The organism is Fluoribacter gormanii, assembly GCF_900156395.1.
Taxonomy (GTDB): domain Bacteria; phylum Pseudomonadota; class Gammaproteobacteria; order Legionellales; family Legionellaceae; genus Legionella; species Legionella gormanii.
In genome coordinates, this window is sequence record NZ_FTNL01000013.1 from 55,741 (window position 1) to 81,475 (window position 25,735).

Below are 25,735 nucleotides of genomic sequence, written 5' to 3' on the forward strand. Positions count from 1 at the left end.
GAACCCGGTTTTGTATCACAGATCTTCCGGGTTATGGCATGCCTTAAACCAGCCTACAATTTGAGCGTCATTACTCAAGCAATTCAAGTATTAGGGTGCTTCCGTAATTGTAATTACAGAAGAAACGCCTTGAGCTTTGGTATTGGGATTATACATTGCTTCCGCATATGCGGGTGGAACAATATATTTTCCTATATTCACCGCTTTTATTTTATAAACAATTTCCTTAGCTGCAGACTCAACTCCACCAAAGAAATTTACCCTATCTTCACGTACGTCAACATAGTCCATTGTATTATTATTTTTTACAGAGTCATTTACCACTTCAAATCCACCAGGCAATAGGTCCTCAATCGCGATATTGGATAAATAATCACTACCTAATGCACGAATTTGAATATGTACTTCAATTTCACTTCCCAGCGTTGTTGAACTAACAACATTTCCTTTAGCATCTTTATATTCTCGGAAGATTTCCAAGCCTTGTTTTAATGGAGTTTTTGGTATAACTCGATTAAAGCCTGATTGCATGAGCTGATAGAAAAATGTGTTTTTGTCTGGATTGTTAAAGCGTATTTTTTGTACACCAGGTTCAATATCAATTTTATGATAGTCCGCATGAGCACCAGGAATATTAACCTCTTTATTATTGGCCATGATTTTGGTCATTGATAAAGCAGACGCTTGCTCATTTGATAAAGCTGGATGATAAGCCCCTAAAGCCAGACTCGTAAATCCAGATAAAACCGTATTGATTTCATCATTATTGATCGCTTGAATTAAGCGCTTAAGGAGTTCATCCCCAACTTGTGGTAATAAGTTTGGAAAATGCTTGGCTACTAGATACAAATACTGAGCATCAGCAATTGCACTACTATAAAAATCAGTAATATAAGCTTGATTATTTTGTGGCTTGTACAAACCAATTAATTGATTTGCCTCATCATGGCTTTGCAACAATTGATATGAAGCAGCAGTATAGGCTGTGGTAATGTCTTTTTGCCAAGCTTTTGTTTGGTCTTTTTCCAGATATAATTGCAGGTTAGCCAGATAATTCGTAGTTACTATTTCATTACGAGTTAAAATGTAAATGGCATAGGCTTGGATTCTAGCCGCATCCATATCTGTTACATTTTGACTTGCCAAGGTCTTAAGGTAATTAATGCCATTAAAGAACAGGTCACTAGGGATATTAAATCCTTGGGCTTTTGCTTCAGTCAAAAAGTGCATTGCATAAACTGAGGCAAAATCATTGCCTTTATTGTCACCCAGTCCTGGCCAATAACTGAATCCGCCATTAGACATCTGTCTTTGGCTTAGCATTTGAATTGTACCGTTTACTTTTTCATTAACTTGTTTTGCTTCGCCACCAAATCCAGCTTGGTTATTCATTGCTAATAAGGGCAGTGCTTTGCTCGTTAATTGCTCTGTACAACCATAAGGATAATTATCCAGGTAACGTTGTAAACCAAATACCAAAATCATAGGGCTAGTAGAAGACGTTGCGTTTGCTTTGCGATATTCAGGATACAATGTTTGCATCACATCCAAAGTTTTTTGCGCGTCTGCGGATTTACCACTATTGATGTAAGTACTTAGCGGTGTAGCAGGTCTAACACTAAGTGTCGCACTCATTGTACTGGACTTATCGCCCATGCTTGCTTTAAAACTTAACTTAGCATCGCCTAAAAGTGATTTGGCTTTTAATTTAAAATGAACAGTTTGTTCATGGCCTTCAGCAATTTCTAATGTTTGGGTCGAAGAGCCAATCACTTCGATTTCAGGAGAGGCAATCAAATCTACATTAATAAGTGCATGTTCTCCAGAATCTTTAATGTTATTTGCAATCGATGAAGAGATTTCAAACTCATCACCCGGTGCTACAAAGGTTGGAACATTGGGATTAATTATAAAATCTCCGCGAATTTCGGCAGAGGTCTCTTGTGAACCGACTGAGTCAGATGATACTGCTACTGCCATGACTCGTAATGTTCCATTAAAGTAGTCGGGTACTTGATACACTAATTGATGAGTACTTGAATCAGTATCAATAATCCCTGACCAATAAGCTATGGGTAGATCCGTTTTTCGTTTGAAAGGATTTAGGCGGCTTGCCATAGCATCCTCACCATTGTCACCACCAACAGCAGACAGTTCGCGATCCTGAATGAATTTTGGCATGATTTGATCCACAGTTTGTTGGGTCAAAACTTCAAGAGCATGCTTTTGGAAGAAAAATGATAAAGGATCCGGAGTCTCATAGCGCGCTACTTGCAAAATACCTTCATCAACAGCAAACACAATAATTTTTCCTGGTTTATCTGTGTGATAATCAATAGTAAATGGCTCACCAGGACGTGCAACTGCGGCGGTTTGCAGATCAATTTTTATGTCGTGAGCCTCATGATTGACTGTGAAAGGGACAACGCTAGAGCTGAGTGGACTAATGAAGATTTCAGGTGAGCTCCAATCGCGTATAAAGGCGACATTGATATATCCATCTCCTTGAAAATCAGCGGGGATGTGAATGGTTTGCACAGAGTTTGTAGTATCTGTTTTAAACCATTGAGCCGCATAAACCTTATCACGTTCTATAGTAATTAAGCCGGAACCAGTATAGGGCGCGGTGATTTGAATCTCAATATCCTCATCAGCTAGATACTCAGTTTTATTGAGTTTAATTGATAATTCAGCATTTTTAGCTAAAGGCTGTTGGCTGGCGCCTACTACACTGAACTTTAACTGATTAAGTACAGTATTATCTTTCCCAAGAATGCTTAAGGAAAAATCGCCAATTTGTTGTGTAGGCAAAGGATAATCAGTTCCTTGAGCAGAGATATTAAAAGGGGTAGTGCTGACTACCGTAGACTGAATAACTGATTGATATTGATAAGTACCATCCGCTTTTTTAACCAGAGTTGTAACTGGATGTAAAGAAACCAGTTGCATCTTTAAGTCTTTAATTTCTTCTTTATTTAATTGGGGATTAATCGCAATATAATTAACACTTCTGGTGCTGTTTTGCTTAATAAAAGATAAGTCACCATCTGGTTTGTATCCAACAAAATAGGGCAGGGGACTAATCAAGGTTTTAATTTGGCTTGTTACACTACGACCACCTTCCGATTCAAAACCTTCAGCAAAAAATGTTAATTGATAAGTTGCTTTTTCAAAACGGTCAAGATTCAAATCAAATTCGGCTTCACCTTTATTGTTTGTTTTGCTGTCATTTAATGTTTCAGTGAACACCTTAGGTGGTTTTTGGGGATCCTGTAAAGGATCGATAAAGACGTAATCGGGATATTTATCAAATTCAACTTTTTGGGGTACCAACAAAATTTTAGCGCTGATTTTTCGGTCGGTAGCAGGGGCACCATATAGATTCCAAAGATTTACCGCTCCTTTTAATCCCGTAGGGGAACTCCATCCAGCGGATGGATTTGGAGAGAGACTCGTAGAAATTCGCATTCTATCCGGTAAAAACTCGGAAATACGAATACTTGTAGAACCAAGCAGGTTTTGGGGGTATCCATCTTTAACTAGATACAAATTAACCATATACTCGCCTGTCGGTGAGCTGGAATTCGTTGTGAAATCCAGATCCATATACCCCAGATCATTAAGGGTAATTTTTTCATCCTTAATTGTTGTTCCTCTTGAATCAACTACAGTTGCTTGTAGTGGTAACCCTCCAGGTTGCGGTTGAGCATAAGCTTGCTTGACTATCATACCGATATGAACAGTATCACCTGGTCTGTAGATCCCTCTATCAGAAAAAAGATAAGCGCTTAAGCTGTGTAATTCTTGATTATTAGTATAAAGACCACCAATATCAAATTTAGAAAAATTCAATTGTCTGTTGGCATTGTTGAACGGAATAAATGACACATCATTATTTAATTGAGCCAAATATACCGTAGGTTCTCTATCATCTACAAAGTCTTTTAAAGGCGGAAAATTGACTCGACCTTGTGCGTCACTGATGCGAGATAAAATAGGCAAGCCATTTTTACCTAAAACCGTTACTGTTGCATTAGCAACAGGGGTTCCTTGCGTTATGGAGTCAACAAAAACGTCATGGGTACCATCTTGATTGTCTTTTACCAACAATGCCAGATCAGTAATTAAAATCATGCGGCTTGCTTTTACATCCAATGCAGTTTTATTTGTAGTATCCCATCCAGTGGCTTGTAATAAAAATAATCCTTGCGGTCCCAGTGTATTTGTATTCATTGTTAAATACTTACTGAAATCAAGCGCAGTATACTGTTGCTTTGCTAAGTCTGAAATATCAAATTCTTGAATTTCTGAAGAAATTTGACTGATATTTTGTTGATTAAATGTAGGATTAATAAAATATGGATTGTTAAAATCACCCTGGGTTTGAGTGACTAATTGGTTAATATTTTCTGGCAATACACGTGCGAAATCAAACTTTACCGCAGGCACGCCTCGAACCAATACTGAAAGTTTTTTCTCCCCACTTAAAGCAAGCAACGAACCTTTGTGGAGGAAACTGATCTCTTTTGGTATCGCAGGAACAGGGATGATTGCTGCATATTCATTTCCTAACGTAAAATTACCAAAACTCCGCATGCCTTTATCTATTTTAATATAGATAAATCGCGGCGTATCGGCTTTAAATTTGAAACTGTGCAGGGTCGAGTAGTTTTGTTCTGTAGGTATCGCTTCTTTAGCTAAAGGCGTAGCAAGAGCAAGGACCGCTTTTGTTACTTCTCCTGGATTTTGCCATTGATAGTTCTCTTGAGATGGTTCAGCGACTGTTGCTGGACGATCTTTAGGCAATAAATAAATATGGACTGATTTATTAAACTCATTTTCATTTATACCCAGTGAGGTTTCAACATTTAGCACTTGCTCCGGTCTGTCTTTATCGTTGCGGATAATCGATGCCGAAGCAGAAAGAACTTTAAGAAAATCTTGGGTACTGGGGATTAAGAGGTTTTGCGATAATTCATTTAGCAAATGTGCAGAGTCAGTGGATGAAGTCACATTTTTGTTTAAGGTTAAGCGTAAAAATCGTGCTACATTGTCTATTTTTATTGTTTCTGAATGTAAATAGGCTACCCGCTTATTTTTATCATAAGTAAAAGTAACAGGAAGTTTTTCGCCCTCAGCCCCTGATTTCGTTTGATACACTAATGAGGTGTTCATTTCCAAACGTTTAGGATTGACTGGAAAATTGAATTCTATAGTAGCTACGGCATTTCTTATTTCAGCATGTACTGGATCTTGATAAAGTTTAAACTCAGTTATTTTTCCATTAAAAGAATGAGTAGAAAAGGTATAATCATGGCTTTCCATCTTTGCATTGGATGCAAAAAAATCAGGAGCAAAACGTATTGTAAATTTTTGTCCTGCGGGCCAATCTTCAGAAGGGGTAAAAACTAATTGGCTGTCGGTGTTCCAAGTCCATGTTCCAGGCATTTTGGGGGTCATTTCTATGCCGTCAGTGACAGTTTTTCCAACCTGACTGAGCGGTGCGACCGATTGATTAATGAATCCGTTGTTTTTTATTCCAAAATCAATTACCAAGTTGTTAGCAACTAATTGTTCTTCAGTATTTGGTGTTATGTCTGGAACTGTAATCTGCGCGGTGGTATAAATAGGTTTTGGTAAATTTTTATACCAATGTATTGAATAGCCAGCAATGATTAAAACGAGCACTATTAACAGGCTACTTCCCCAAAACATTTTTGGAGATGACTTTGATTTATAGCACAAGTACTTCATCCACGGTGGGCTGCGCCAGTTTAATTTGCCAAATACAGATGATAATGCATTTAGTAATATAGATAGCGGATTTTTAGTCATCATTTATTCCAAGTGGTGAATTGTGCTAAAAAATTTTGCACATATTTTATTCTATTTAGGGCATAATAGCGACTATGAACAAAATATTTAAAAAACTTAGCATAATATTTGTTGTGTTATTTGTCAGCGTCTATTTGCTATTATTTTTTCTACCAAAGCCTACTTTGTTAGACGACGTAAGTTTTTCTATAGCGGTTTATGATGACAATCATAAGTTATTGAGATTGACATTAAGCCCAGATGAGAAATATCGATTGTTCACGCCTTTATCGCAAATATCAAATCAGCTTATTGAAGCAACATTATTGCAAGAGGATCAATATTTCTATTGGCATTATGGCGTTAATCCTTGGGCCACAATAAAAGCCGTATGGCAAACGTATGGCGCACAATCGCGTAGAATAGGTGCTTCAACAATTACCATGCAAGTTGCACGGATGCGTTATGGTATGAATTCAAAAAAAATATCGGGAAAATTAGTACAGATCATCCGTGCCATACAAATTGAAATGCACTACAGCAAAAAAGAAATTTTGGAGGCTTATCTAAATTTGGCGCCTTATGGCGGCAATGTTGAAGGAGTAGGGGCAGCAAGCTTGGTATATTTTGGAACATCTGTAAATGAAATCACTTTGCCTCAATCATTAACTTTAAGCATTATCCCGCAAAATCCCGGTAAAAGGACACCTAATAATAAGGAATTAAAAAATATTAGAGATCATTTATTAGGACGATGGTTACATAAACACCCAGAAGATCTCAATAAAAAGGGCATGTTTGCTTTACCTTTGGTGATGCAAAATACACATATGCTACCTTTTAGTGCACCACATTTTGTGAATGAAATTTTGTATGATTTAAAAACTAAACAGCAAAGTATTGATACAACTTTGGATTATCGTAGCCAAATGATTATTGAACGGATTACGCATCATTATCTCGCCAGAAAAAGGGGTATTGGTGTACATAATGCCTCTGTTTTACTGGTAGACACCCGAGATATGGGTATTAAAGGTATGTTAGGTTCGGCTGATTTTTTTAATCCAAGTATTAGCGGACAAATTAATGGTACGGAAACAAAACGGTCACCAGGATCCACACTAAAGCCATTTATCTATGGGTTGGCTTTGGATCAAGGCTTAATTCACCCAGATACGGTTTTAAAAGATGTCCCCCATAGTTTTAATGGTTATAACCCAGAAAACTTTGATTATGATTTTATGGGGCCTATTAAAGCTAAGGATGCTTTAGTTTTGAGTCGTAATATTCCCGCAATTTATCTTGCCAATCAATTGTCTAATCCAACATTACATCAATTATTGGAAAAAGCTCAAATCAGTCAATTACGTTCTGAATCATACTACGGCCTATCACTGAGCTTGGGTGGCGTGGAATTAACGATGAAAGAGCTCGTCAGTTTATATGCTATGTTATCAAATGATGGACTTTGGTATCCAATTCGTACTTTTAAAAATGAAGCGAGGCCCCAAGGGATTCGTTTGCTTAGTCCAGAGTCAAGCTATCTTGTATTGGATATGCTTAAAAATACTCCACGTATGGATGATGTTTCCAGAACATGGTCTCGTTTGCCAATTTCTTGGAAGACTGGAACTTCATCAGGTTATCGCGATGCTTGGACAGTAGGAGTATTTGGGCCCTATGTTTTAGCAGTATGGGTGGGAAATTTTGACAATAAATCTAATCCAGCATTCATTGGTAAAGATATTGCAGCTCCCTTGTTTTTTGAGTTAGTTGATGCATTAAAACATGAACGTGGCCCCATACATGCTTTAGAAAAACATCCAGAACAGATGAATTTAAAGAAAGTAGAAGTATGCAAGGCCTCTGGGATGCTTCCTACTCGTTATTGCAAAGATACTGACTGGAGCTGGTTTATTCCTGGAAAATCACCAATAAAAACAGATACAATATATCGAGAGGTTGCTATTAATAGCAAAACCGGTTTGCGTACTTGTCACATCGATGAAAATACCCGCTTTGAAATTTTTGAGTTTTGGCCTTCTGACTTACTGAGTATTTTTAAACGGGCTGGAATACAAAGACATATTCCACCATTTTTTGAGTCTAATTGTAACTTATCTGGAAACGCTGGTATTAATCCACACATTACTTCACCTCAAAACGGTATCAGTTATATTATTCGTGCTGATTCCCAGCAAAATAATACAATTCCTCTTACTGCAGTAACTGATGCAGGCATTGCTAATGTATATTGGTTTATTAATGAAACATTTATTGCAAAAACTAAAGCAGGAGAGTCTTACTTGTGGAAGGCAAAACCAGGAAAATTTGTTGTCAGAATAGTTGATGATCATGGTTTATCTGATGCCCGTGATATTAATGTTCAATTGGATAGTTAATTAAAATTATCGCTGGATGAGATGCTAAACACCATATTAGTGATGCTTTGATTAATCTTGCAACAGAAGAACTCGAATTAATTCCAACATCTAAAGAGCTCGCTTATGCAGGGCAAGCTATTCGCGTAAAGCCAATTAAGATTAAATGAGTTAGGCTCCTACCCAGTAGTTCGTATAACGACTTGATAGCGAACTATTTTTATTAAAAAAGCATTTACATGTGAAAGAAAGTTACACATAATTAATTCTTTTTTTTCAATTATAGAATGAAACGATTTTTTAAAACTCCCAAGCAACGAATTTCTTTTGAAGAATATTTGCGAAATACTTTGATTATAGCTAGGCGGATTGTTTCGGATTCCGGTAAACAACGGTATAGCAGTGCTCAATTAGAATTGGCACTTGTCGCTTTTGCTGATCTTAAAACATTGAAACAAGAAATGGATGATGACATTGAGGTCGAGTTTCCCAAACTAGAATGTGATTGGCTTGCTGGTTTTGACTGGCTTGACCTTTCTGTACATTTTGGCGATGAAGATGCTATTGAATATTTTAGGGCTAATATGCACCGAGAGGATTTTTCATCCAAGTATGAAAAATATAAAAGAAAATATCGCCCTGAGTGTGCTTTACAATTCTATGAAGAAAACGGTAATTCTCTGGAGTTTTAGATATAGGCCCAAATAAGAAGGGATAGAAATACTTCCAGGCTTTTCAGTGCTACACTGACGCTGGGAATTGTGTTCATTAAATAATGATTACAATTTCTGGTATATCCCATTATTAAAAACCAGGTAGGCTTCACCGCTATAAGAAAGTACCTTATCAAAAGGGAAGAGATTTCTAATGACTGAGCTATTGAGATTACTGCCAATCCATTCAATTGAATGAACTTCTGCTGATTCAAATCCGGAGTGTGTTTTTCTTAAGTTAATTGTAAACGCATGATTAAATGAGACGGGGAGTTTATGAGTTAATGGGATTAGATCAGTAATAGTAAGTTTATTGTAATTAAAAACCAACTTAATATGTCCAATTGCATTTGTATGATTCGGAATAAAAACGGCGACACTTTCTTGCTTAAGTTGTTTTGCCAAAATGGATGCGATAAGAAAAGTTCTTTTTCGAGATAATTTCTGTAAGGGGGAAACATAAAATATTTCTGAGTTTTCCGCTGTAAACTGTTGCTCTTCGTGCATAGTATAAGTACCAAGGGCATTTTTAAATTCGCCTAAATCAAGATGTTGTTTTTGTAATACATGGATAGCAATCCTTTTGAGCTCATGCTGCTCTTTTCCTATTAAACGCTGATATGCGTTTTCGAGATCAAGGATTTGATTGTTATTTGAGTAGAAAAATTGAATGCTGTTGCTGGCGGTAAAACCCGTCAGATGATAAGTAAAAAAACAGATTATAATGAATAGGTTCCACAACGTGTTAATCGTCATTGAAGAGGCTCCTCATCTTTCGTTTAATGAGAATATATTAGTCTATAGGCTATCATATATCGAAAATTTGATAGCCGTATTGGATATTTGAAAGGAAAGATTTTATGCTGAAACACTTATAATAATTCAACAATGTATAAATTTATTTATTGATTAATCGCAGGTAAGTATTCATAAGCATTCAATTGAAGGCGCTTTGGTCATATCGATTGAAACTTCTAAAGAGTCACTAAACTCTTCTTTAAACTCATCTGATTCTAAGTAAAGAGACAACATATCTTTAAATGCAGCTAAGGCAATTTCAAGTTCTTTAGGATCCCATTTAATCGCAAATTGATTCGTTGGTTCCGTCTTGGATTTTGCAATCAGATCAAACATCAATCCTGGTTTGGGACCTCGCAAAGGAACTCCCGCAATAAATTCATGCTCAGGATCACCTCTACCCCAAAGATGAAGATGGAGCATACCTGGTTCTTCTTCATTTCCAATAATAGTTTCGCGTGTTTTCTCGTCAAAGGAGTGAGAGTTGTTGCCTAGCTGAGCAAATTGGGGGATGAGTCCCATTTTTTCATAGACTCGCTCCATCATTGCGGTCACTTCATTTAATCCTCTTTCTTCAGCAACTGTATATGGACGATTCAGCGCCGAAGGAATATCTGAGTTACTGTCATTCAGGTATCTTATTATGGTTCTGTATCCTCTACAGTCAGTAGGATTTAAAATAATTGAATAATTGTATTTACCTTTTAACTTTACGTGCGCAATTGATGTTCCAGCTTTAGTGTAATCTATAGCCCAATGATCTTTCGGATAGTTATATTTAAAGAATTTAATTGAGTTAAGATAACTGCTACGTACATCTGTAACATTTATTTTTTCATGCATGCTGTTTTCCCTTAAATTAAATAAACTGACATTGGCAGCTGATAGCGTAGGAAAAATAAATAAAACGATTTGTAGAAATAGTTTTAATAAAATGATTTTACTTATTTGTTGAGATATTAATGCCATTTTTTACCCTGTTTCAATATAAATCATCTAATTGTCTTACCGTTAGATATTTTGCACTCTTCCGGGTGTTCTAATTTCTCATCATTCTTATTTGCAGACACTACGGGAGTAAAGAATATACTTAACTCCTTTTTTAAATGCTGTTTGCTTGCTAAAACCTGAGCATAAATCGAAGTATCATTCATTGCATACTCAAGAAAAGCTCCAATATCAGGTTCAAGACTGAAGTATTTGGTTAAATCCAGAGTGACATTATTTTCTTTAAAAACCTCTTGAATTACTGGGTCATGCAAAACATCTATAACTTCAAGCATGCCATGATATCCGCGTTTTGCGTATACGGCCACTAATTGCACCAAAAATAGATTAATATCTTGACTTAAATTTGGATCCTTTCGATTTTCTTGCATATAGTAATTGAGCATAAACACAATATTACAGGTGTGCCCCGAGACTGAGCCCACATAGGCTGCACGAGAGCGATTATTAGACCAAAACCACTGAGGTGGTTCGACATCCTTCTTAGGGGAAACTTCACTGGTGTCTACCAACATATTCCGCATGGGGACACGTTGCGCATCATAGAACGTAGCAGATGTCGAACGCATTACGCCGCCGGAAGAGTTCCAGGTATCAGCCCCAACTTTATCAGCAGAAGTCTCAAATTTTCTTTCTAAAATTCCAGTTGATTTTGCTCTTGCTACTCGGTCTCTTCTATTATATACATGACAAGACTTCATAAAATGTTCCAGTTTTTCTGGATTGTATTTTTCTTTATCCTTATATCCGTTTGCAAAAATACTAATTTTTCTTTCCATTTCTATGGGAGAATTTACAATGCCTTCAGGTCCAAGGAAAAAATATAATATCTTGTTCGTAGCATTTAGCGTTTGGAATCTTAACTTAGTGTCATCAAATAAATCGTTCAATGAATCACTTACATTATTACTGGATATGGTTTCTTCCGAATGAGTTACCCCATTAATGTATTGTGCAAGGCGTGTTTCAAAAAAACGTCGAGTATCATTTTCTTTAGGATCACACATTCTAACTTTTTGACATATAGAACGAGTAAACTTCTCATATCCCACAGGGAGTTCTTTAGGTAAAGCTAGATTTTGGAAATGTTGTTCAATCGCTTCAATACACGCTTCATAGTCAACAAATAAGTAATTAGCAGACAGCTTTTGTAAAAATTGTTTTGAAGCAAGATTATTTGACTTTAAATAGCCGATCGTCAAGGTAATGAAAATTGATTGATCTACTCCTTTAGTTACAACTTGTAGGTATTGTTTGTGAGTGATTAACACCGGTATGTAATTTTTATCACCAATAGAGGGTCTAAAACCAGGCAATAATGAATCAAAAGATAAGTCGGTAAGTTGCGAAAGTACGGATATTCTGACTTGGACTTCAGTTTTCTCCAGAAGCCTAGGAAGTAATTCCTTTTTTGCACGCATGCTAAGGCAAATGCTTGGTTTACCATTTGATGATTCAGGTATTGATTGAAATACATTTAATAATAGGGAAATTAATGGTTTCACTTCTTCTTTAGCGAGCTCTTTTTGAACGTAACCTAAAACAGGGGAGTTCAAAATGACGAGAGGTGCTTTTATATGCAAATCCAAAAGATTTGTATAATGTTCAAAAGATAATACATCATAAAGATCGAGTTCTATCATGAGCTCTTTAAAGAGTGCTATATTTTTGCTCAAAATAGCTTTGAAAAGCATCGCTTTCAAATGCTGCTTTCGATCTTTATCACTTTTATTTATTTCATGACTTATTAAAAAGAATAATGTTTCAAGAGAATGATTTTTCGATTGAAGCGGTGTATCTTGCACAAGTGCAGAAGATATTATAGAAGAGGCACTGGTCTTATTTGTTTTTTTTAAAAGTCCGTCCTTTTCTAGGAGTTTTTCTTCAAGTTGAATTCTTGTTTCATCAGCTGATTGTATTATTAATGTACGAGTATTCTCAGATACTTTTATGACTAAATTAGCCGTTTTATTTGAAGCAGAAACAACACGTTCTCTGGTTTCTTGAGCAGCTTTACTTACCAAGGCAATAATATCTTTATAGCTTAGCATGCCTGATGGCCTCTCTAAGTATGATTGTTGCCTAATATACCTCGAAAAAATTAAGGAAAAATTAAGAGGAATGTAAATCATTTCTACTGAGGACAATATGAGTATTGATAGATTTTATGTAGTAAATTCATTCAGTTGAAAAGATATAAAATAGTTTTGTTGACAGAGTAATTGATTCTTTGTACTCTTTTTTATCTCGTTTGACATTATTTATTACCTTAGTTGAGGATTAAAATGGGTGTTACTCCTGAAGTAATATATGTAAAACACAATAGTGTTGAGCCTGAATTTTATACACTTGTTGATGCCGTTTATAACAATCTCTACGAACAAGCAGAAGAGATGCTTATACTACACCCAAATTTTATTAATACAATTATCATCCCCACAAATCAATCTGCTTTATCCACGGTTTTATCTAAGAAAACAATTGATTTCACAATGCTAAATATTCTCGTTAATCATGGTGTTGAATTTACTTATCCTATTAATGCAATCGGAGATTTTGCTTTAGATCAGGCCTGTAGGTCGAGGGATTTACACTTGCTCAGCTATTTAGTTGCTCATGATGTCTCAATTTCAGGAGCTGCTGTTCACAAATTGTTATATAAAGCTAGAGACATTAGAACAATTAATACTAAGGATATTAAGCTGCTTGTTAGCATCATTCATCAATTAGGAGGACTGGCTGAAGTTGCCGAAATGAAAGATGAGCAAGGTCGTACCTTTAAAGCGAAAGCAGAGCGAATAAATCTAAGCAATGAATCCTATGGAACGTTGCGTTACAATCTATGGAATTTATTGAATTTAGCTGATAATCAAGTGCCAGATCGAGCTGGGCTAAATGATGCAAATAAAATATTAGATGAAGAAATTGCTGCAATTAGCCATCGCTATTATGAGAAAGAGAATGCTGATTTTTCTTTAGGAAATTCAATAACGTCTTTATTTGGATCAGGGGGGATGCCAATAGAGTTTACTGATGACTCTGTCTATGGAGATCTACAGAAACCCTTTAATCAAATATAGGTATCATTTAAGCATACTGTATTTTCAGTATCATGGATTCCAAAGTTAACCCAGGCCCAAAGGCACAGCTGAAAATATGCTTCGCTATATCTTGATTATTTAATTTATCCCAAATACTTTTTAAAACGAATAACACCGTTGCAGAAGACATATTCCCATAATTTTTTAATATATCGTAAGCATATTGGTTGTCTTGAGTGGAAATTTTTAATGATTTTTCACATGCTTGGAGAATTTTAATTCCACCAGGGTGAATTGCGAAATAATCTATATCAGCAAAAGAATAATTAGATTGTTTTAATAGTTTTTCAGTAAACAGGAAAATTCCTGATTGAATTGCTTCGGGTACGTACGAACTGAGTATGATATCAAATCCATAATCTGTAATAGTCCATGCCATGTCCTGGTTCGTTTGCGGAACTAAATCACAATAAAATGACTCTATACTCAAAAATTTGTTTGAATCAGTTTGCCCCTGAATCAAGACTGCCGCAGCTCCGTCAGCAAAAATTGCATTTGAAACTATATTCTCTATGTTAAAGGTATTTTGAAAGTGTATCGTACAAAGTTCAACGCATACTAAGAGCACATTGGAGTTGGGTTCTGCTTGACAAAATGCATTTGCTACTTTTAAACCATTGAACGCTCCATAGCATCCCATAAAATTAATCGCAGTACGTTTTATGGATGAAGATAAATTAAGCTTTTGTATAATCTCAATGTCAATTCCAGGAGCATACATGCCAGTGCAGCTGACTGTAATCAAATGAGTAATATTTTTGCTGTCAAATTGAACGCTATTTAAGCAGTTCTCGATGGAAGCCAAAGCTAAATTAAGCGCATTATCCTTATATAACTTCATTCGCTGTAAAGTAGATGGAAAACTCTCTTCAGGAATATTAGGGAAAAATTCAAATTCTCCTGGTTGCTTACAATAGTCCGTTAATACACTATATCTGGTCTCAATTCCTGATGATTTATAAATTTTTTTCAGTACCTTTTTTTGTACGCTATCAAGATGAAATCCTACAGAAATAAGATCCGCGATCTCTGCTTGAGTTCGTTTAAATCGTGGGTTTGCTGTTCCAATTGCAGTAATTTTTGATTGCATTTTTTTCCTTTTTGAAAACATCTCCCTCAATACAGGCAATTTGTTATCGCTTATAGGTCTATTTATAGCACAAATCACTTATTGCAATAATTAAATATAGGATGCAGAATTAAAATTTAACTTCTTTAAATTGAAATGGCCAAATTAAAAGTACGATCAAAGGAAAAGGAAATTATTGATCTCGGTCAGGATTTTTATACACCTCAAGAGTATGAACAATCATTAAAAAAGTTATTTAAAATCAATAGGATGATGGGTATTTTTAAAAGTACAGTCAATTTACTTCGACAATTTCCTTCTAATTCTGTATTGACAGATGTGGGATGTGGAGGCGGCTTATTTTTGCTTCATCTTGCTAAATATTTCCCTGGAATGCGCATGTTCGGGTTAGACATCTCTCAAGATGCCATTAAGCTTGCAGAAGAAGAATTGCATAATTGGCAACAAAAAAATGGATGTACTCAAATTAAATTTCAAATCCAATTGAAACCAGAGCTCGAAATCAAGACAAGTGTCGATATAATTTTACTTAATTTGGTATGTCACCACCTGAATGATGAAGAATTAGTCTCTCTCTTAATAAAAGCGAATGATACAGCCCTTAAAGCTGTGATAATTAATGATCTACATCGAAACTTTATTGCTTATTGGCTATATAAAATAATCAGCCCTGTATTATTTAGAAACCGACTTATCACCCATGATGGCTTACTATCGATTCAAAAGAGTTTTACTAGAACAGAACTGGATTTTTTTCTGCAACAAGCAGGTATTAAAAATTATAAAATCAAATGGCACTTCCCATTTTGGTGGAGTATTCTTATTCTGAAATAATTATGGATTAAAATTTATGACTCTGGATGTGCTTATCATTGGAGGAGGGCCTTCTGGTGCAACTACCGCATTATTGCTTGCTGAAGCAGGATGGTCTGTGGGGTTGGTTGAAAAAAAAATATTTCCACGAAGAAAAGTTTGCGGTGAATTTATATCGGTGACAAGTTTACCTCTATTGCAAAAACTCGGTTTGGAAGAGTTCTATCTGAAGAATGGCGGTCCGGAAATACAAAAGGTTGGTTTATATGCTGATGATGTTATATTGACCGCAAATATGCCTTCTACTGAAACCTCAAAAAATCTATGGGGAAGGGCGTTAGCACGGGAATATCTTGATACAAAACTCATAGATAAGGCCAAATTAGAAGGAGTACGTGTTTGGCAGCCTTGTGAAGCACTGTCCTTACATCAATCAAAAGATGGATTATTCACCTGCTCTGTAAAAGGAAATAATAAAATAACAATGATAACCGCCTCTCTGATTGTTGTTGCAAATGGATCATGGGAAAAAAGAATTGACCAAGTAGAGAATAAAATGCATCGAGATTCTGAGCTCTTGGCATTTAAAGCACATTTTAAAAACGCCACACTACCTGAAAATTTAATGCCATTACTCGCTTTCCCAGGTGGATATGGAGGAATTGTTCATAGTAGCATGGAGAAAGTTACGCTTTCGTGTTGTATTCGCCGAAGTCTTTTGCGTGAGTTACGTTTAAAAAATCCAGGAATACATGCAGGCGATACAGTTTATCAGTACATTTTGAGCCAATGTCGTGGAGCCAGGGAAGTTCTTGGTTGTGCAGAACGTGAAGGAAATTGGTTAGCAGTAGGGCCAATTAAACCGGGTATTCGCAGCTGCTATCAAAATGGTATCTTTTTTGTTGGCAATATTGCAGGAGAAGCTCATCCGATTGTTGCCGAGGGAATTAGCATGGCAATGCAATCTGCATGGCTACTTTCACGCTGTTTAATTCATTTTAAACTGAATATTAGAGGAGGTAATTATCGGGATGATGCCGGGGCGTATTATACAAAGCAGTGGCGTAAATATTTTAGTAGCCGCATTCACGCAGCCTCGTTTTTCGCACAATTAGCGATGATGAAACCCTGGAGTAGATCGTTACTGTTACCAATAATCAAACAATTCCCTACTATTTTAACCTTGGGAGCACAGTTAAGTGGAAAAATACAACACGTTATGCCAATTGAAGAAATATAATTATTGGGTATATCTATAGTATTGAGAAGTTCAACTTTTTAATTGCGGGGGCATTGAACCTGATTCTTGATATCTTGCTCAGTTGATAAAATCAGAAATGTGGCAAAAAAATGTATATTTTTGTCTACAAAAAAAGCGTTATTATAATTTTATGATAAACTGCCCATTCATTTTACTTTCATGGTAATCCTTATGTTTGAAATATATAAAAATAATCACTTTGTCATGTACTATGAAAACCTAAACAAAAGTTTTGGATTTACCCATTCACTCACTGTAAAGAACTTACTAACAAATGAGACCACGGGGATGTGGGTCGATCCGACTCACACAAGTACGGATGCAAAACTTCTGGATAAAATTCTACGACTACAACAATTAAAAGAAACTATGACTCAAGATGAATATGAGCATGAAGTGGCTTGTTTTATAGAAAGACTCATAGAAAATGGTGGTTATACTTGTCTTGAGATTTCAAGTTTAATGAAAGACGCATTAAAACATCATAAAGACCCTCAGCATTTATTAGAAACGATTAAAAACGTAGATGTTTCATACATTCGCAATCAAGACATTGATAGGTTCCATAATATCCAAGAGATGAAAAATGCAGTTGCTGGATTTATAAAAACACTTACCGAATTTATTTGTAATCTTTTGTCTTTACCTTCTGATAATTCAGTAACATCAATATTAGTAAAATTTAATATTTATCAAAATCCTATTGCTGACGAAGAAATAAAAGAACCAACAAATTTTGTATCTTCAATGATTTAAAATCTTCATGTAGACGGAGAGGGTGGGGATATCTATACGAGGTATCACTCCCTTTTTTAAACTCAAAAATTCTAATAATTAATATCAGCATTAGTTAGTTATTTTGCTCTAATTTGTTTCATTCTTTGAATAATGCAAGTAGCTGTTATTGATCATTTTATAAGCGGTGTTATAGATTTTTCTGAATCGTTGGTCTCTATCTCAGAGCTTTCAGTGCTCTCTATGTTGTCAAGACTAAAATCCATGGAGCTTTTATTTTCCTTGGTTATCGAATCAGCTAGTGCTGTGAGTGGCGGAGCGTCCGTATGCTCATCATTTTGTAGCGAATGTTCATTTTTTCCTGCTGTACTCCCTGGTTCTGGGCGTGCATTTCCTGCTTGGCGTCGCTCTCTTAAATAAGAAAAAATATCATCTCCATAAAGTTCTTTTGATTTTTGATTACAAAAGTTTGCGAGTATACCGTCTTGATAAGTTCTACTTCCGGGATATTTTTCTTCAACTGCAGCAATTCCACCAGCCCGAATCGTCGCCAACATATCTTTGCTAAAATCATCTTTATTTATATTTAGGTGAGAAATATCATGAAAAGTATCTGAAGCACAATCCCGTCCTATACTGTAAGCGAGCATCTTACCATCTTTATCATAAACTAGAACTGCAACAGTTAATTCTGGCTCGTCTTCTTCCTCTTCTTTTTTTTGAGGTTTATTTAGCAACATTGCATCTTCAAGTGCTTCTTTTTCTGAATCCTCATCATTTTCCAAATCATTTATTAAATCTTTTTTAATTGCTTCTTCTCTTTCAATGATCAAAATTTGTTCCAATTGCTTCTCTTGGTCTAAACTGACTAACATCTTAACATAGACAGCTTCCTTGTTACTTTTTTCTAAATTTTCTTGTTCTAAGCGTGATTGGGACATAAGAGTGGCTCTTGAATAATAAATGATCTAACATATTGTATAATAATACACCATTGTCAGTTTGTTGTCTAAAACCAGAGAAGGGCTTATATTACGACTCCATTAAGTCTGATTATCAAAATAATCAGACTTAATGGGGCGTGGATTCCCGTGGTTACAAGTCATAAGTGCAAGCGCCTTTTTATAACATAGTGTTCATTTCCATCTTCATTTCATGTCGCTGATTTCTTTTGTAAAAACTTCATTTGGTGATGCATAACCAAGACTTCTACGTGGTCTATTATTTAATTGGTCTGCGATAAGAGCAAGGTATTCATCTGTGATGCCAGCAAAACTTGATCCTTTTTTTAGATATTGCCTGACCAGACCATTTGTATTTTCGTTCAATCCACGTTCCCATGATGAATATGGATGAGCAAAATAAAAATCTGTATTGAGTTCTTTGCTGATATTTTCATGATAAGCTAACTCTGATCCGTTGTCTGCTGTGATAGTAAATACAGAGCCAGAGAAATCCTTTAATCCAGCTATTGTTGCTTCAGAAACCTTTGCGGCAGTTTTTGTTTCGACTTTTTTAAGAATGGTTTTTTTGGAAACACGTTCAACAATACTCACCACTGCTTGCTTCCGTTGTTTGCCAATGATGGTATCAATTTCCCAATCCCCGATTCGCTTTTTTTCTTTAACGATAACAGGTCTATCATCAATAAAACGCCGGTTTTTAATGGGTCCTTGTCGCTTTGGGCTGCCATAGCGTTTACGGTATTTTTTATTCTGGTGACGTAGATGAAGATATAATTTTCCGCGTTTATTTTTATCCTGTAATATGAATTGGTAAATCCATTTGCCGCTAATAATGAAAAGATTATGCTTCTTTGCATAACCACTAATTTGGTCTGGTCTCCAGTTTTGTTGAAGCTTCTCGCGAACAAAACTTTTGGCATAATCAGTAAATTTTATAAATTTATTTTTGTTTTTATGTCGCTGATTAGCGTTGTTTTGAGCATAGTCAGGTTTATATTGCCATGATCCAAGCCTTGTACGTACAAAGGTGATATTACGTTTTAACTCACGGCTGATGGTTGATTCGTGTACTCCGATTTCTTTAGCAATGCTACGTTGCGTATACCCTGCTTTCCAAAAAGCTAAAATCTGACATCTTTGTAAATAATTTAAATGTTTATAACCCATTTCGTACAAATTCCATTTGAAAATTAACCGATAGAATTATATCAACCAGATTGATTAATTAATAATCAAAACTTGCACTTATAACTTGGATCTAAGAACGGTAAATTCAATTTGTAAGTGCAATCGGCCTAACCAGTATTTGTCTCTTGCAATGTAAAAAGAGTTTTAGTACTCTGCAATAAAAATGAACGAGGATTTGAACAATGAGAAACAAAAATGAGCTACTTTTTCAGAAAAAGATTCATGAGATCAATGAAGTCATCGAAGATTCAGCGGCGTCTGTAGGGCGAGCTGTGCGTATGGCACGAAACACTCGAGAAATAGGGGCAGATACTGTAGAAGCCTTAGAGGGGCAATCAAAACAAATTCAAAAAATAGAGGAAATTACAGAAAATATACAAAATAAGGCTGAACAGGCAGAAGAAAGTATTTTAAATATAAAAACTTATGGCTTATCTCGCTTTTTTCCTCCCATACCTGATTTCTTGAAACACCCCTTCAGTCGCAAGTCAAAAGATGAACCACCAAGACACTCAACTCTGACTCAATCTATTAAGCAGGAACTGCCAAGACATCATGAACCTAAACTGAAACAGCAATATAATGAACCAGTTGATAGAACTTTATTAGATGAAAAACATTTAGAGCTGTTAGGTAAGACCAATGAGGGGCTTGATGAGTTAGGTGAAATTATCGATGATCTAAATCAATTGGCGAGGGAGCAAGGCAAAGAAATAACGTGGCAGAATAAACATCTAGACAAGCTTAAACCAAAGATAGAAATGGCAAAAGAAACTGTAAATTATGAAACTGGGCGTGCTGGAATGTTATAGAATTCATTAGAGCAAGCGTAGGTCTCTCAACATGATGCTAATGAAAGTTCGATAGGGCTATTTCTTTTAGCTTATGAGTGGGATCCTGCATTAAGGATTTTATTAGCACTTGGTGTACATCAAAACTTCTACAGGGATCTCAAGAGAAAGTAATTTAGTAAGGAAGCTAGGTACTTCATCTCTTGGCCTGCGTTTAGCAACTTTTCGTTATAAGCAGACCCTATGAAAACAGCAAAGGATTTGCAGATTTGTCAGACCTTTATGTCTTGAAGTTCATTCTAAAATAATGGGTTCGATATTAAGTTGTACATCATAATGCTCTTTAATTTTCGATTGAATCCAGTCTGCAAATTTCAATAATTCTGTTTGATATGCGCCGCCATAATTTACCATAACCAATGCATGCTCCTTGTAAATCCCAACATTGCCTTGTCGCAATCCTTTCAGACCTAAACTATCAATCAGCCACCCTGCTGATACTTTAACTTTCTCGGGATTAGGTGTTGGAAAAACCGGCAAATTAGGATTTTTTATACATAACTTCTGCGCTATTTTTTTGGGTATGATAGGATTATGAAAAAAGCTACCTGCATTACCCAACTCCTTGGGATCGGGCAATTTACTTTGACGGATACTAATAATTATGTTACGAAGGTCATATGGTGTTGGATGAGTTAACGATGAGAGTCTTTGCGCCACATCGCCGTAATTCGTATTAAGATTGGGCTCCGTTAATAAAGAAAAACTGACGCTAATAACAATAAAACGCGAATTATTTTTTAAAAAACTGTTCCGATAACTAAATTGACATTCGCTGTTGCTAAGGCTAACTAGTTTTCCAGACTGAAGATCATATACCACAACCTCTTTGATAAAATCTTTAACCTCGACTCCATACGCACCGATATTCTGAATTGGCGATGCACCGACCGTGCCAGGGATTAAGCTTAAATTTTCCAACCCAAAAGCACCATGCTGGTTACAATAAGCCACAAAGTCATCCCAATTCTCACCAGCCATTGCCGTAACAATCTTTTCTTGGCCAAAATCAGTAATTGTGATACCACGTAACTCATTATGAATAACTAAACCTTGATATCGGGCGGGTATAATTAAATTACTCCCACCTCCCAAAATGAAGAATTTGCAATAATTAGAAATAGTTTCTCTGATTTCATCTAATTGTTCGATTTGATTTAAGACAATATAATGAGATGCTGTTGAGTTTAAGTGCAATGTGTTTAAAGATGTTAAATCAATATTCTCTAGAATATTCAGCATTGCTTGCTAACCAGTTGTGTATTAATTACTGATTATCGCGAAATTAATTGGGAGGTGCAATTGGTTTAACCAATTTTGTAGATAATCACCTTTTAAAACAGAAATTGATATTATAGGCGGCTACATTGTAATAGCTATTATTGCTTCTGTGATATATCCATAACCTGCAAATTTTGTATTCGATCCAATATCTTCAGAAACGCTTCTTATTTCGCCTTGATCTCATAATTACTAGGCAACGTCCCTACAGTTTTTTATAGGATTTTCCAAACTAAATCTGAGCACGGAGTTTTCAGGCTCGTTCGATTTGCCCCCTCTCCCGCGCTAGGAATTTGAGTAGTATGATGATGCCCTTTTCGCGGGACGAGGGTTGGGGAGAGGGAATGTCACGGATGGTTATTAACGATGAGGCGTGGTTTCGTTTAGAAAAGTTGCTTCCAAAGCCAAAAGGACGTCATGGTAAGGATGATCGCTTGTTTATGATGTTTGGGCTCATGAACATTGTGAATTTTTTTGGCTGATAAGGCTTATGATATTGATAGTTTTCGTCAGGCGTTAACCGAGGGCGGAATAAAGGCTGTTATTCCAAGCAAAAAAGAATCGCTTGAAGCCAGCGGCTCATGATCGTCATCTTTACAAAGAAAGGAATATTGTTGAACGTTTTTTCAAAAAATTAAGCGCTTTAGAAGGATTGCTACACGATATGATAAAACAGCCAGAATATACCTCACTGGCGTATTGTTTGTGAGTATACTATTGACTTTAAAGTAGAGGAGCATCGATTGCGTTTGCTGAAAAATATCGTGATTCCAAAAGCGCAACACTTTAAACCCACGTGTCATTAGCCAATCTGTACGCTTTGCATCGTACATTTGATTGTCCGCATGTTGACTGCCATCAAGCTCGATAATCAGTCGTTTTTCAAGACAGACAAAATCAACGATGTATTCACCTATTAGTACTTGCCTCTTGAATTTAAATCCAAGTCTATTCGCTCGAAGGTAACACCATAGATGCCTCTCAGCATCAGTACTGTTTTTCCTTAAATCACGAGCTCGTTGTCTTAACACAGATTGTTCCATTCCCTCTCCCCAACCCTCGTCCCGCGAAAAGGCATCATCATACTACTCAAATTCATAGCGCGGGAGAGGAGGCAAATCGAACGAACCTAAACAATCTGTGCTCAGATTCAGTTTGGAAAATCCTATAAAAAAAATTTAGGGACGTTGCCTATATTTAACTTAAATATTCACTGGGTGTGAAATCATCAGCTTTAGATTGATTATCTTCATTCCCGTCATTTTGGGGGGATGAAAAAAAACCGATACCAGAATAAGAGTGATTCATGATTGTCCCTTGATCTAAATAAGAAAGTTCATCGTCTCCTTCACTTTCAGATGTATTTCCACAATACAAATGTATCTCTTTCATAAAGAGCGAGGGATTCGCCAAACTAAAATCTTGATCAAGATTTTTTTCAAGTGCTACTAATTGCCATTGCTCATGCCTATTTTTTAATAATTTTATTAAAGACTCAATGTCACATTCACTAGCTTCTATGTTAGAAAAATCATTCTTCATTGAAATAATTTCCTCTTCATCTTCAACCAGTGCAAGACATTTATATAACATTATTTGTTGGTGTGTGTAAAAATCGGATGTTATCGTAGTTCGAATGATCTCTTCAAAAAATGAAAAAGGAGTATTTGCAATCAACCTTATCATAGCTATTTTTTCACTTTGAAAACTCTCTGAGCCCACATAATTTTGAGGCAAAGAGCTCTCATCTACACCATGATAATGTTGCTCGACTATGTAGGGAATTTTTTGTAACGACGATAAAGTGAGTGTAGTTCGTAACATTTCATAGTCCAAAGACTCTGCCATATCTATCCTGAATGTTCTTTGTTCCTTACCTGTAACCTGTAAGCCAAAATTACCCGAATGCATGTCTGTTTCACAAAGGAAATAGCAAATAATAAACATTGCCGCTAAACCTTTAATATTTTGAAATTCACTTTGCTCTTTGAGATCAGGACACCCTTCTCTAAAATTTTTTATCCTCCTGCTCGCAATAAAAAACTCATTGTTTTCTTTAATAATTTCCAATTCAGGGCCATACCCCATAAGTCCTTTAAATATTTTACAGCAAGCTAATTCAATTTGAGCAGCATATTCACTTCTTCTGAATAAAAGAAAAAAATCATCATCGAAAGAGGGGTTTTGTACAGGCTCAAAATTTGGGGTGCAGGTATAACCAAAATTTAGACCTTCTTTAGGACTGCCAAATAATAATTTAATGTTATGAAAAGATGAGAAATCTCTATAAGGCATGGTATGCTCTATTCTAAAAAAGACTATATTATAAACGGAATGATGATTAAATTGTATCTAAAATAACTCAATGGAATTGATTTAAATTTTTATGTTTGTTCGCCAATACAACCATTTTGGTGTCGTAGATTTAAATATAAAGTGGTCTTGGAACTATCCAATTGCTCAGCAAAATGAATATTCTCTTTCTATAAAGAGCTTTCTGTACAATCCAGTTTATGTACGAGCAGCTCGTTAAAAGTCCAAGCATTTTCCCGTTCTTACTTAAAGCACTTGAAAGTCCAATTCTTCCTTTAATAAAATTGGCTAAACCCCAATTAAAAAAACATAATTGCTTTTTATGATTCAAGAACAACAAATTATCGATCTTTTAAACGTTCATTATGGAATTGATATTCATGCAGCACAACTCATCCAGGGTGGTGCTGATATGAATGCATTTGGATATAAAGCAGATTCAAAATTCAATTCTTATTTTGTAAAGCTTAAATATGGCGTTCATAATGAAATTAATTTCTCAATTATTCGTCTCTTGCATCATTCAGGAATGAAAGAAATTATTTTCCCTATCTCTACAATCGACGGAAAATTATTTCAGAAATTGGACCAGGTTAAAATAATTGTGTATCCGTTTATTGATGCGCCAAACGGCTTCATGCAGCATTTAACAGGAAAGCAGTGGAGCCATTTTGGAAAAGTATTAAGACAAATTCATGAAACCTCAGTTCCTGCCGTGATTCAAGAGCAATTAAGAAAAGAGATGTACTCAACTCAATGGCGTGAAATAGTCAGGTCCTTTTATAGTAAAATTGAATTGAATGCTTCAGATGATAAGATTACTGCTGACTTCAAATCATTTTTCAATCAAAATATCGAAACAATTCATCAATTAGTTGATTCTGCAGAAGAGCTATCTAAAAAAATTCAACCTGATTTAACGAAGTATGTATTGTGCCATTCTGATATACATGCGGGCAATGTACTAGTTGTTAATGAGGAGACTATTTACATTATTGATTGGGATGAACCCATTTTAGCCCCCAAAGAACGTGATTTAATGTTCATTGGTGGTGGTGTTGGCAATGTGTGGAACAACCCCCATGAAATCGATTATTTTTACGAGGGTTATGGTAAAACAAACATCGATAAAACTATTTTGTCGTATTACCGGCATGAACGAATTGTCGAAGATATAGCAGTATATGGACTAGACCTGCTTTCACGTGTTCAAAACGATCAGTCCAGACTTGAAAGTTTTAAACATTTTAAGGAGATGTTTGATCCAAACAACGTTATTGAAATAGCTTTTGCTACAGGATATTAGAAACATATAATTATGTTCAAATTTCCTGTATTTCTATTGTTTTGGTGTAGTCATGGTTGGCTCCACGGACTCTTGCTTTCCTTCACTTCCATGCAATTAATTCTTTTTACGTTCACT

At 35.7% G+C, this 25,735-nt stretch carries 20 protein-coding genes; 10 read left to right on the forward strand and 10 right to left on the reverse strand.

Features of this window, described 5'->3' with window-relative positions; genetic code table 11:
- Window positions 1-90: 90 nt before the first annotated feature.
- On the reverse strand, window positions 91-5,835 hold the full coding sequence (locus BW930_RS09500) for an alpha-2-macroglobulin (RefSeq protein WP_058468887.1): 5,745 nt from the start codon (window positions 5,833-5,835) through the stop codon (window positions 91-93).
- A 74-nt stretch (window positions 5,836-5,909) separates the two neighbouring features.
- Between BW930_RS09500 and pbpC the strand changes: the two genes are divergently transcribed.
- Both pbpC and BW930_RS09510 read left to right on the forward strand, forming a co-directional pair.
- Window positions 5,910-8,216, forward strand: coding sequence for a penicillin-binding protein 1C (gene pbpC, locus BW930_RS09505; RefSeq protein ID WP_058468886.1), 2,307 nt, complete (start codon window positions 5,910-5,912; stop codon window positions 8,214-8,216).
- A 266-nt stretch (window positions 8,217-8,482) separates the two neighbouring features.
- Complete coding sequence (locus tag BW930_RS09510; RefSeq protein ID WP_058468885.1) at window positions 8,483-8,887, forward strand: protein-tyrosine phosphatase family protein; 405 nt, start codon at window positions 8,483-8,485, stop codon at window positions 8,885-8,887.
- A gap of 87 nt (window positions 8,888-8,974) precedes the next feature.
- On the opposite strand, the gene BW930_RS09515 is transcribed toward BW930_RS09510, so the two are convergent.
- From BW930_RS09515 to ceg14, 3 genes are all read right to left on the reverse strand, one after another.
- Window positions 8,975-9,664 carry a hypothetical protein gene (locus BW930_RS09515; protein ID WP_058468884.1) on the reverse strand — a complete coding sequence of 230 codons (690 nt, stop codon included), beginning with the start codon at window positions 9,662-9,664 and terminating at the stop codon, window positions 8,975-8,977.
- A 171-nt stretch (window positions 9,665-9,835) separates the two neighbouring features.
- Window positions 9,836-10,675 carry a hypothetical protein gene (locus BW930_RS09520; protein ID WP_058468883.1) on the reverse strand — a complete coding sequence of 280 codons (840 nt, stop codon included), beginning with the start codon at window positions 10,673-10,675 and terminating at the stop codon, window positions 9,836-9,838.
- Between the two features lie 23 nt (window positions 10,676-10,698).
- Window positions 10,699-12,765, reverse strand: coding sequence for a Dot/Icm T4SS effector Ceg14/sidL (gene ceg14 / locus BW930_RS09525; RefSeq protein ID WP_058468882.1), 2,067 nt, complete (start codon window positions 12,763-12,765; stop codon window positions 10,699-10,701).
- A 234-nt stretch (window positions 12,766-12,999) separates the two neighbouring features.
- Here ceg14 and ankJ point away from each other — a divergent pair, with 234 nt between their 5' ends.
- Window positions 13,000-13,794: a Dot/Icm T4SS effector AnkJ/LegA11 gene (ankJ, locus tag BW930_RS09530; RefSeq protein ID WP_058468881.1), complete on the forward strand. Its 795-nt coding sequence runs from the start codon at window positions 13,000-13,002 to the stop codon at window positions 13,792-13,794.
- Between the two features lie 7 nt (window positions 13,795-13,801).
- Here ankJ and BW930_RS09535 read toward each other — a convergent pair whose 3' ends face one another.
- A complete protein-coding gene (locus tag BW930_RS09535; protein ID WP_058468880.1) occupies window positions 13,802-14,905 on the reverse strand; it encodes a type III polyketide synthase in 1,104 nt (367 codons plus the stop codon).
- 135 nt (window positions 14,906-15,040) lie between these two features.
- Here BW930_RS09535 and BW930_RS09540 point away from each other — a divergent pair, with 135 nt between their 5' ends.
- From BW930_RS09540 to BW930_RS09550, 3 genes are all read left to right on the forward strand, one after another.
- The gene (locus tag BW930_RS09540) at window positions 15,041-15,739 is read left to right on the forward strand and encodes a methyltransferase (RefSeq protein ID WP_058468879.1); all 699 of its coding nucleotides are present in this window, start codon (window positions 15,041-15,043) and stop codon (window positions 15,737-15,739) included.
- Window positions 15,740-15,755: 16 nt separating this feature from the next.
- Window positions 15,756-16,958 (forward strand): NAD(P)/FAD-dependent oxidoreductase, encoded by a 1,203-nt coding sequence (locus BW930_RS09545; protein WP_058468878.1) that lies wholly within the window; start codon window positions 15,756-15,758, stop codon window positions 16,956-16,958.
- Window positions 16,959-17,150: 192 nt separating this feature from the next.
- Window positions 17,151-17,735 (forward strand): hypothetical protein, encoded by a 585-nt coding sequence (locus tag BW930_RS09550; protein ID WP_131756882.1) that lies wholly within the window; start codon window positions 17,151-17,153, stop codon window positions 17,733-17,735.
- A 152-nt stretch (window positions 17,736-17,887) separates the two neighbouring features.
- Here the strand turns inward: BW930_RS09550 and BW930_RS09555 are convergent, their stop codons facing one another.
- Together BW930_RS09555 and BW930_RS09560 are read right to left on the reverse strand one after the other, a co-directional pair.
- On the reverse strand, window positions 17,888-18,655 hold the full coding sequence (locus BW930_RS09555; RefSeq protein ID WP_058468876.1) for a hypothetical protein: 768 nt from the start codon (window positions 18,653-18,655) through the stop codon (window positions 17,888-17,890).
- Between the two features lie 207 nt (window positions 18,656-18,862).
- Complete coding sequence (locus BW930_RS09560) at window positions 18,863-19,846, reverse strand: IS30 family transposase (protein WP_058468875.1); 984 nt, start codon at window positions 19,844-19,846, stop codon at window positions 18,863-18,865.
- Between the two features lie 203 nt (window positions 19,847-20,049).
- Between BW930_RS09560 and BW930_RS09565 the strand changes: the two genes are divergently transcribed.
- Both BW930_RS09565 and BW930_RS17445 read left to right on the forward strand, forming a co-directional pair.
- The gene (locus BW930_RS09565; protein WP_058468874.1) at window positions 20,050-20,679 is read left to right on the forward strand and encodes an SNARE domain-containing protein; all 630 of its coding nucleotides are present in this window, start codon (window positions 20,050-20,052) and stop codon (window positions 20,677-20,679) included.
- 51 nt (window positions 20,680-20,730) lie between these two features.
- Window positions 20,731-20,832, forward strand: coding sequence for a type II toxin-antitoxin system RelE/ParE family toxin (locus BW930_RS17445; protein ID WP_265657897.1), 102 nt, complete (start codon window positions 20,731-20,733; stop codon window positions 20,830-20,832).
- 120 nt (window positions 20,833-20,952) lie between these two features.
- Here BW930_RS17445 and murB read toward each other — a convergent pair whose 3' ends face one another.
- On the reverse strand, window positions 20,953-21,960 hold the full coding sequence (gene murB, locus BW930_RS09575) for a UDP-N-acetylmuramate dehydrogenase (RefSeq protein ID WP_058468873.1): 1,008 nt from the start codon (window positions 21,958-21,960) through the stop codon (window positions 20,953-20,955).
- Between the two features lie 341 nt (window positions 21,961-22,301).
- Here murB and BW930_RS09580 point away from each other — a divergent pair, with 341 nt between their 5' ends.
- Entirely contained in the window at window positions 22,302-22,481 is a 180-nt protein-coding gene (locus BW930_RS09580; protein ID WP_076547511.1) for a hypothetical protein, read from the forward strand.
- A gap of 144 nt (window positions 22,482-22,625) precedes the next feature.
- Here the strand turns inward: BW930_RS09580 and BW930_RS09585 are convergent, their stop codons facing one another.
- Window positions 22,626-23,042 carry an endonuclease domain-containing protein gene (locus tag BW930_RS09585; protein WP_082647085.1) on the reverse strand — a complete coding sequence of 139 codons (417 nt, stop codon included), beginning with the start codon at window positions 23,040-23,042 and terminating at the stop codon, window positions 22,626-22,628.
- A gap of 154 nt (window positions 23,043-23,196) precedes the next feature.
- Window positions 23,197-24,294 carry a hypothetical protein gene (locus BW930_RS09590; RefSeq protein WP_058469114.1) on the reverse strand — a complete coding sequence of 366 codons (1,098 nt, stop codon included), beginning with the start codon at window positions 24,292-24,294 and terminating at the stop codon, window positions 23,197-23,199.
- Window positions 24,295-24,634: 340 nt separating this feature from the next.
- Between BW930_RS09590 and BW930_RS09595 the strand changes: the two genes are divergently transcribed.
- The gene (locus BW930_RS09595) at window positions 24,635-25,618 is read left to right on the forward strand and encodes a phosphotransferase (RefSeq protein WP_058469115.1); all 984 of its coding nucleotides are present in this window, start codon (window positions 24,635-24,637) and stop codon (window positions 25,616-25,618) included.
- The last annotated feature ends 117 nt before the right edge of the window (window positions 25,619-25,735 follow it).

Coding starts and splice junctions, on each gene's coding strand:
- BW930_RS09500 (WP_058468887.1), bottom strand. CDS start 5,835: ATGACTAAAAATCCGCTATCTATATTACTAAATGCATTATCATCTGTA.
- pbpC (WP_058468886.1), top strand. CDS start 5,910: ATGAACAAAATATTTAAAAAACTTAGCATAATATTTGTTGTGTTATTT.
- BW930_RS09510 (WP_058468885.1), top strand. CDS start 8,483: ATGAAACGATTTTTTAAAACTCCCAAGCAACGAATTTCTTTTGAAGAA.
- BW930_RS09515 (WP_058468884.1), bottom strand. CDS start 9,664: ATGACGATTAACACGTTGTGGAACCTATTCATTATAATCTGTTTTTTT.
- BW930_RS09520 (WP_058468883.1), bottom strand. CDS start 10,675: ATGGCATTAATATCTCAACAAATAAGTAAAATCATTTTATTAAAACTA.
- ceg14 (WP_058468882.1), bottom strand. CDS start 12,765: ATGCTAAGCTATAAAGATATTATTGCCTTGGTAAGTAAAGCTGCTCAA.
- ankJ (WP_058468881.1), top strand. CDS start 13,000: ATGGGTGTTACTCCTGAAGTAATATATGTAAAACACAATAGTGTTGAG.
- BW930_RS09535 (WP_058468880.1), bottom strand. CDS start 14,905: ATGCAATCAAAAATTACTGCAATTGGAACAGCAAACCCACGATTTAAA.
- BW930_RS09540 (WP_058468879.1), top strand. CDS start 15,041: ATGGCCAAATTAAAAGTACGATCAAAGGAAAAGGAAATTATTGATCTC.
- BW930_RS09545 (WP_058468878.1), top strand. CDS start 15,756: ATGACTCTGGATGTGCTTATCATTGGAGGAGGGCCTTCTGGTGCAACT.
- BW930_RS09550 (WP_131756882.1), top strand. CDS start 17,151: ATGTTTGAAATATATAAAAATAATCACTTTGTCATGTACTATGAAAAC.
- BW930_RS09555 (WP_058468876.1), bottom strand. CDS start 18,655: ATGTCCCAATCACGCTTAGAACAAGAAAATTTAGAAAAAAGTAACAAG.
- BW930_RS09560 (WP_058468875.1), bottom strand. CDS start 19,846: ATGGGTTATAAACATTTAAATTATTTACAAAGATGTCAGATTTTAGCT.
- BW930_RS09565 (WP_058468874.1), top strand. CDS start 20,050: ATGAGAAACAAAAATGAGCTACTTTTTCAGAAAAAGATTCATGAGATC.
- murB (WP_058468873.1), bottom strand. CDS start 21,960: ATGCTGAATATTCTAGAGAATATTGATTTAACATCTTTAAACACATTG.
- BW930_RS09580 (WP_076547511.1), top strand. CDS start 22,302: ATGATGATGCCCTTTTCGCGGGACGAGGGTTGGGGAGAGGGAATGTCA.
- BW930_RS09585 (WP_082647085.1), bottom strand. CDS start 23,042: ATGGAACAATCTGTGTTAAGACAACGAGCTCGTGATTTAAGGAAAAAC.
- BW930_RS09590 (WP_058469114.1), bottom strand. CDS start 24,294: ATGCCTTATAGAGATTTCTCATCTTTTCATAACATTAAATTATTATTT.
- BW930_RS09595 (WP_058469115.1), top strand. CDS start 24,635: ATGATTCAAGAACAACAAATTATCGATCTTTTAAACGTTCATTATGGA.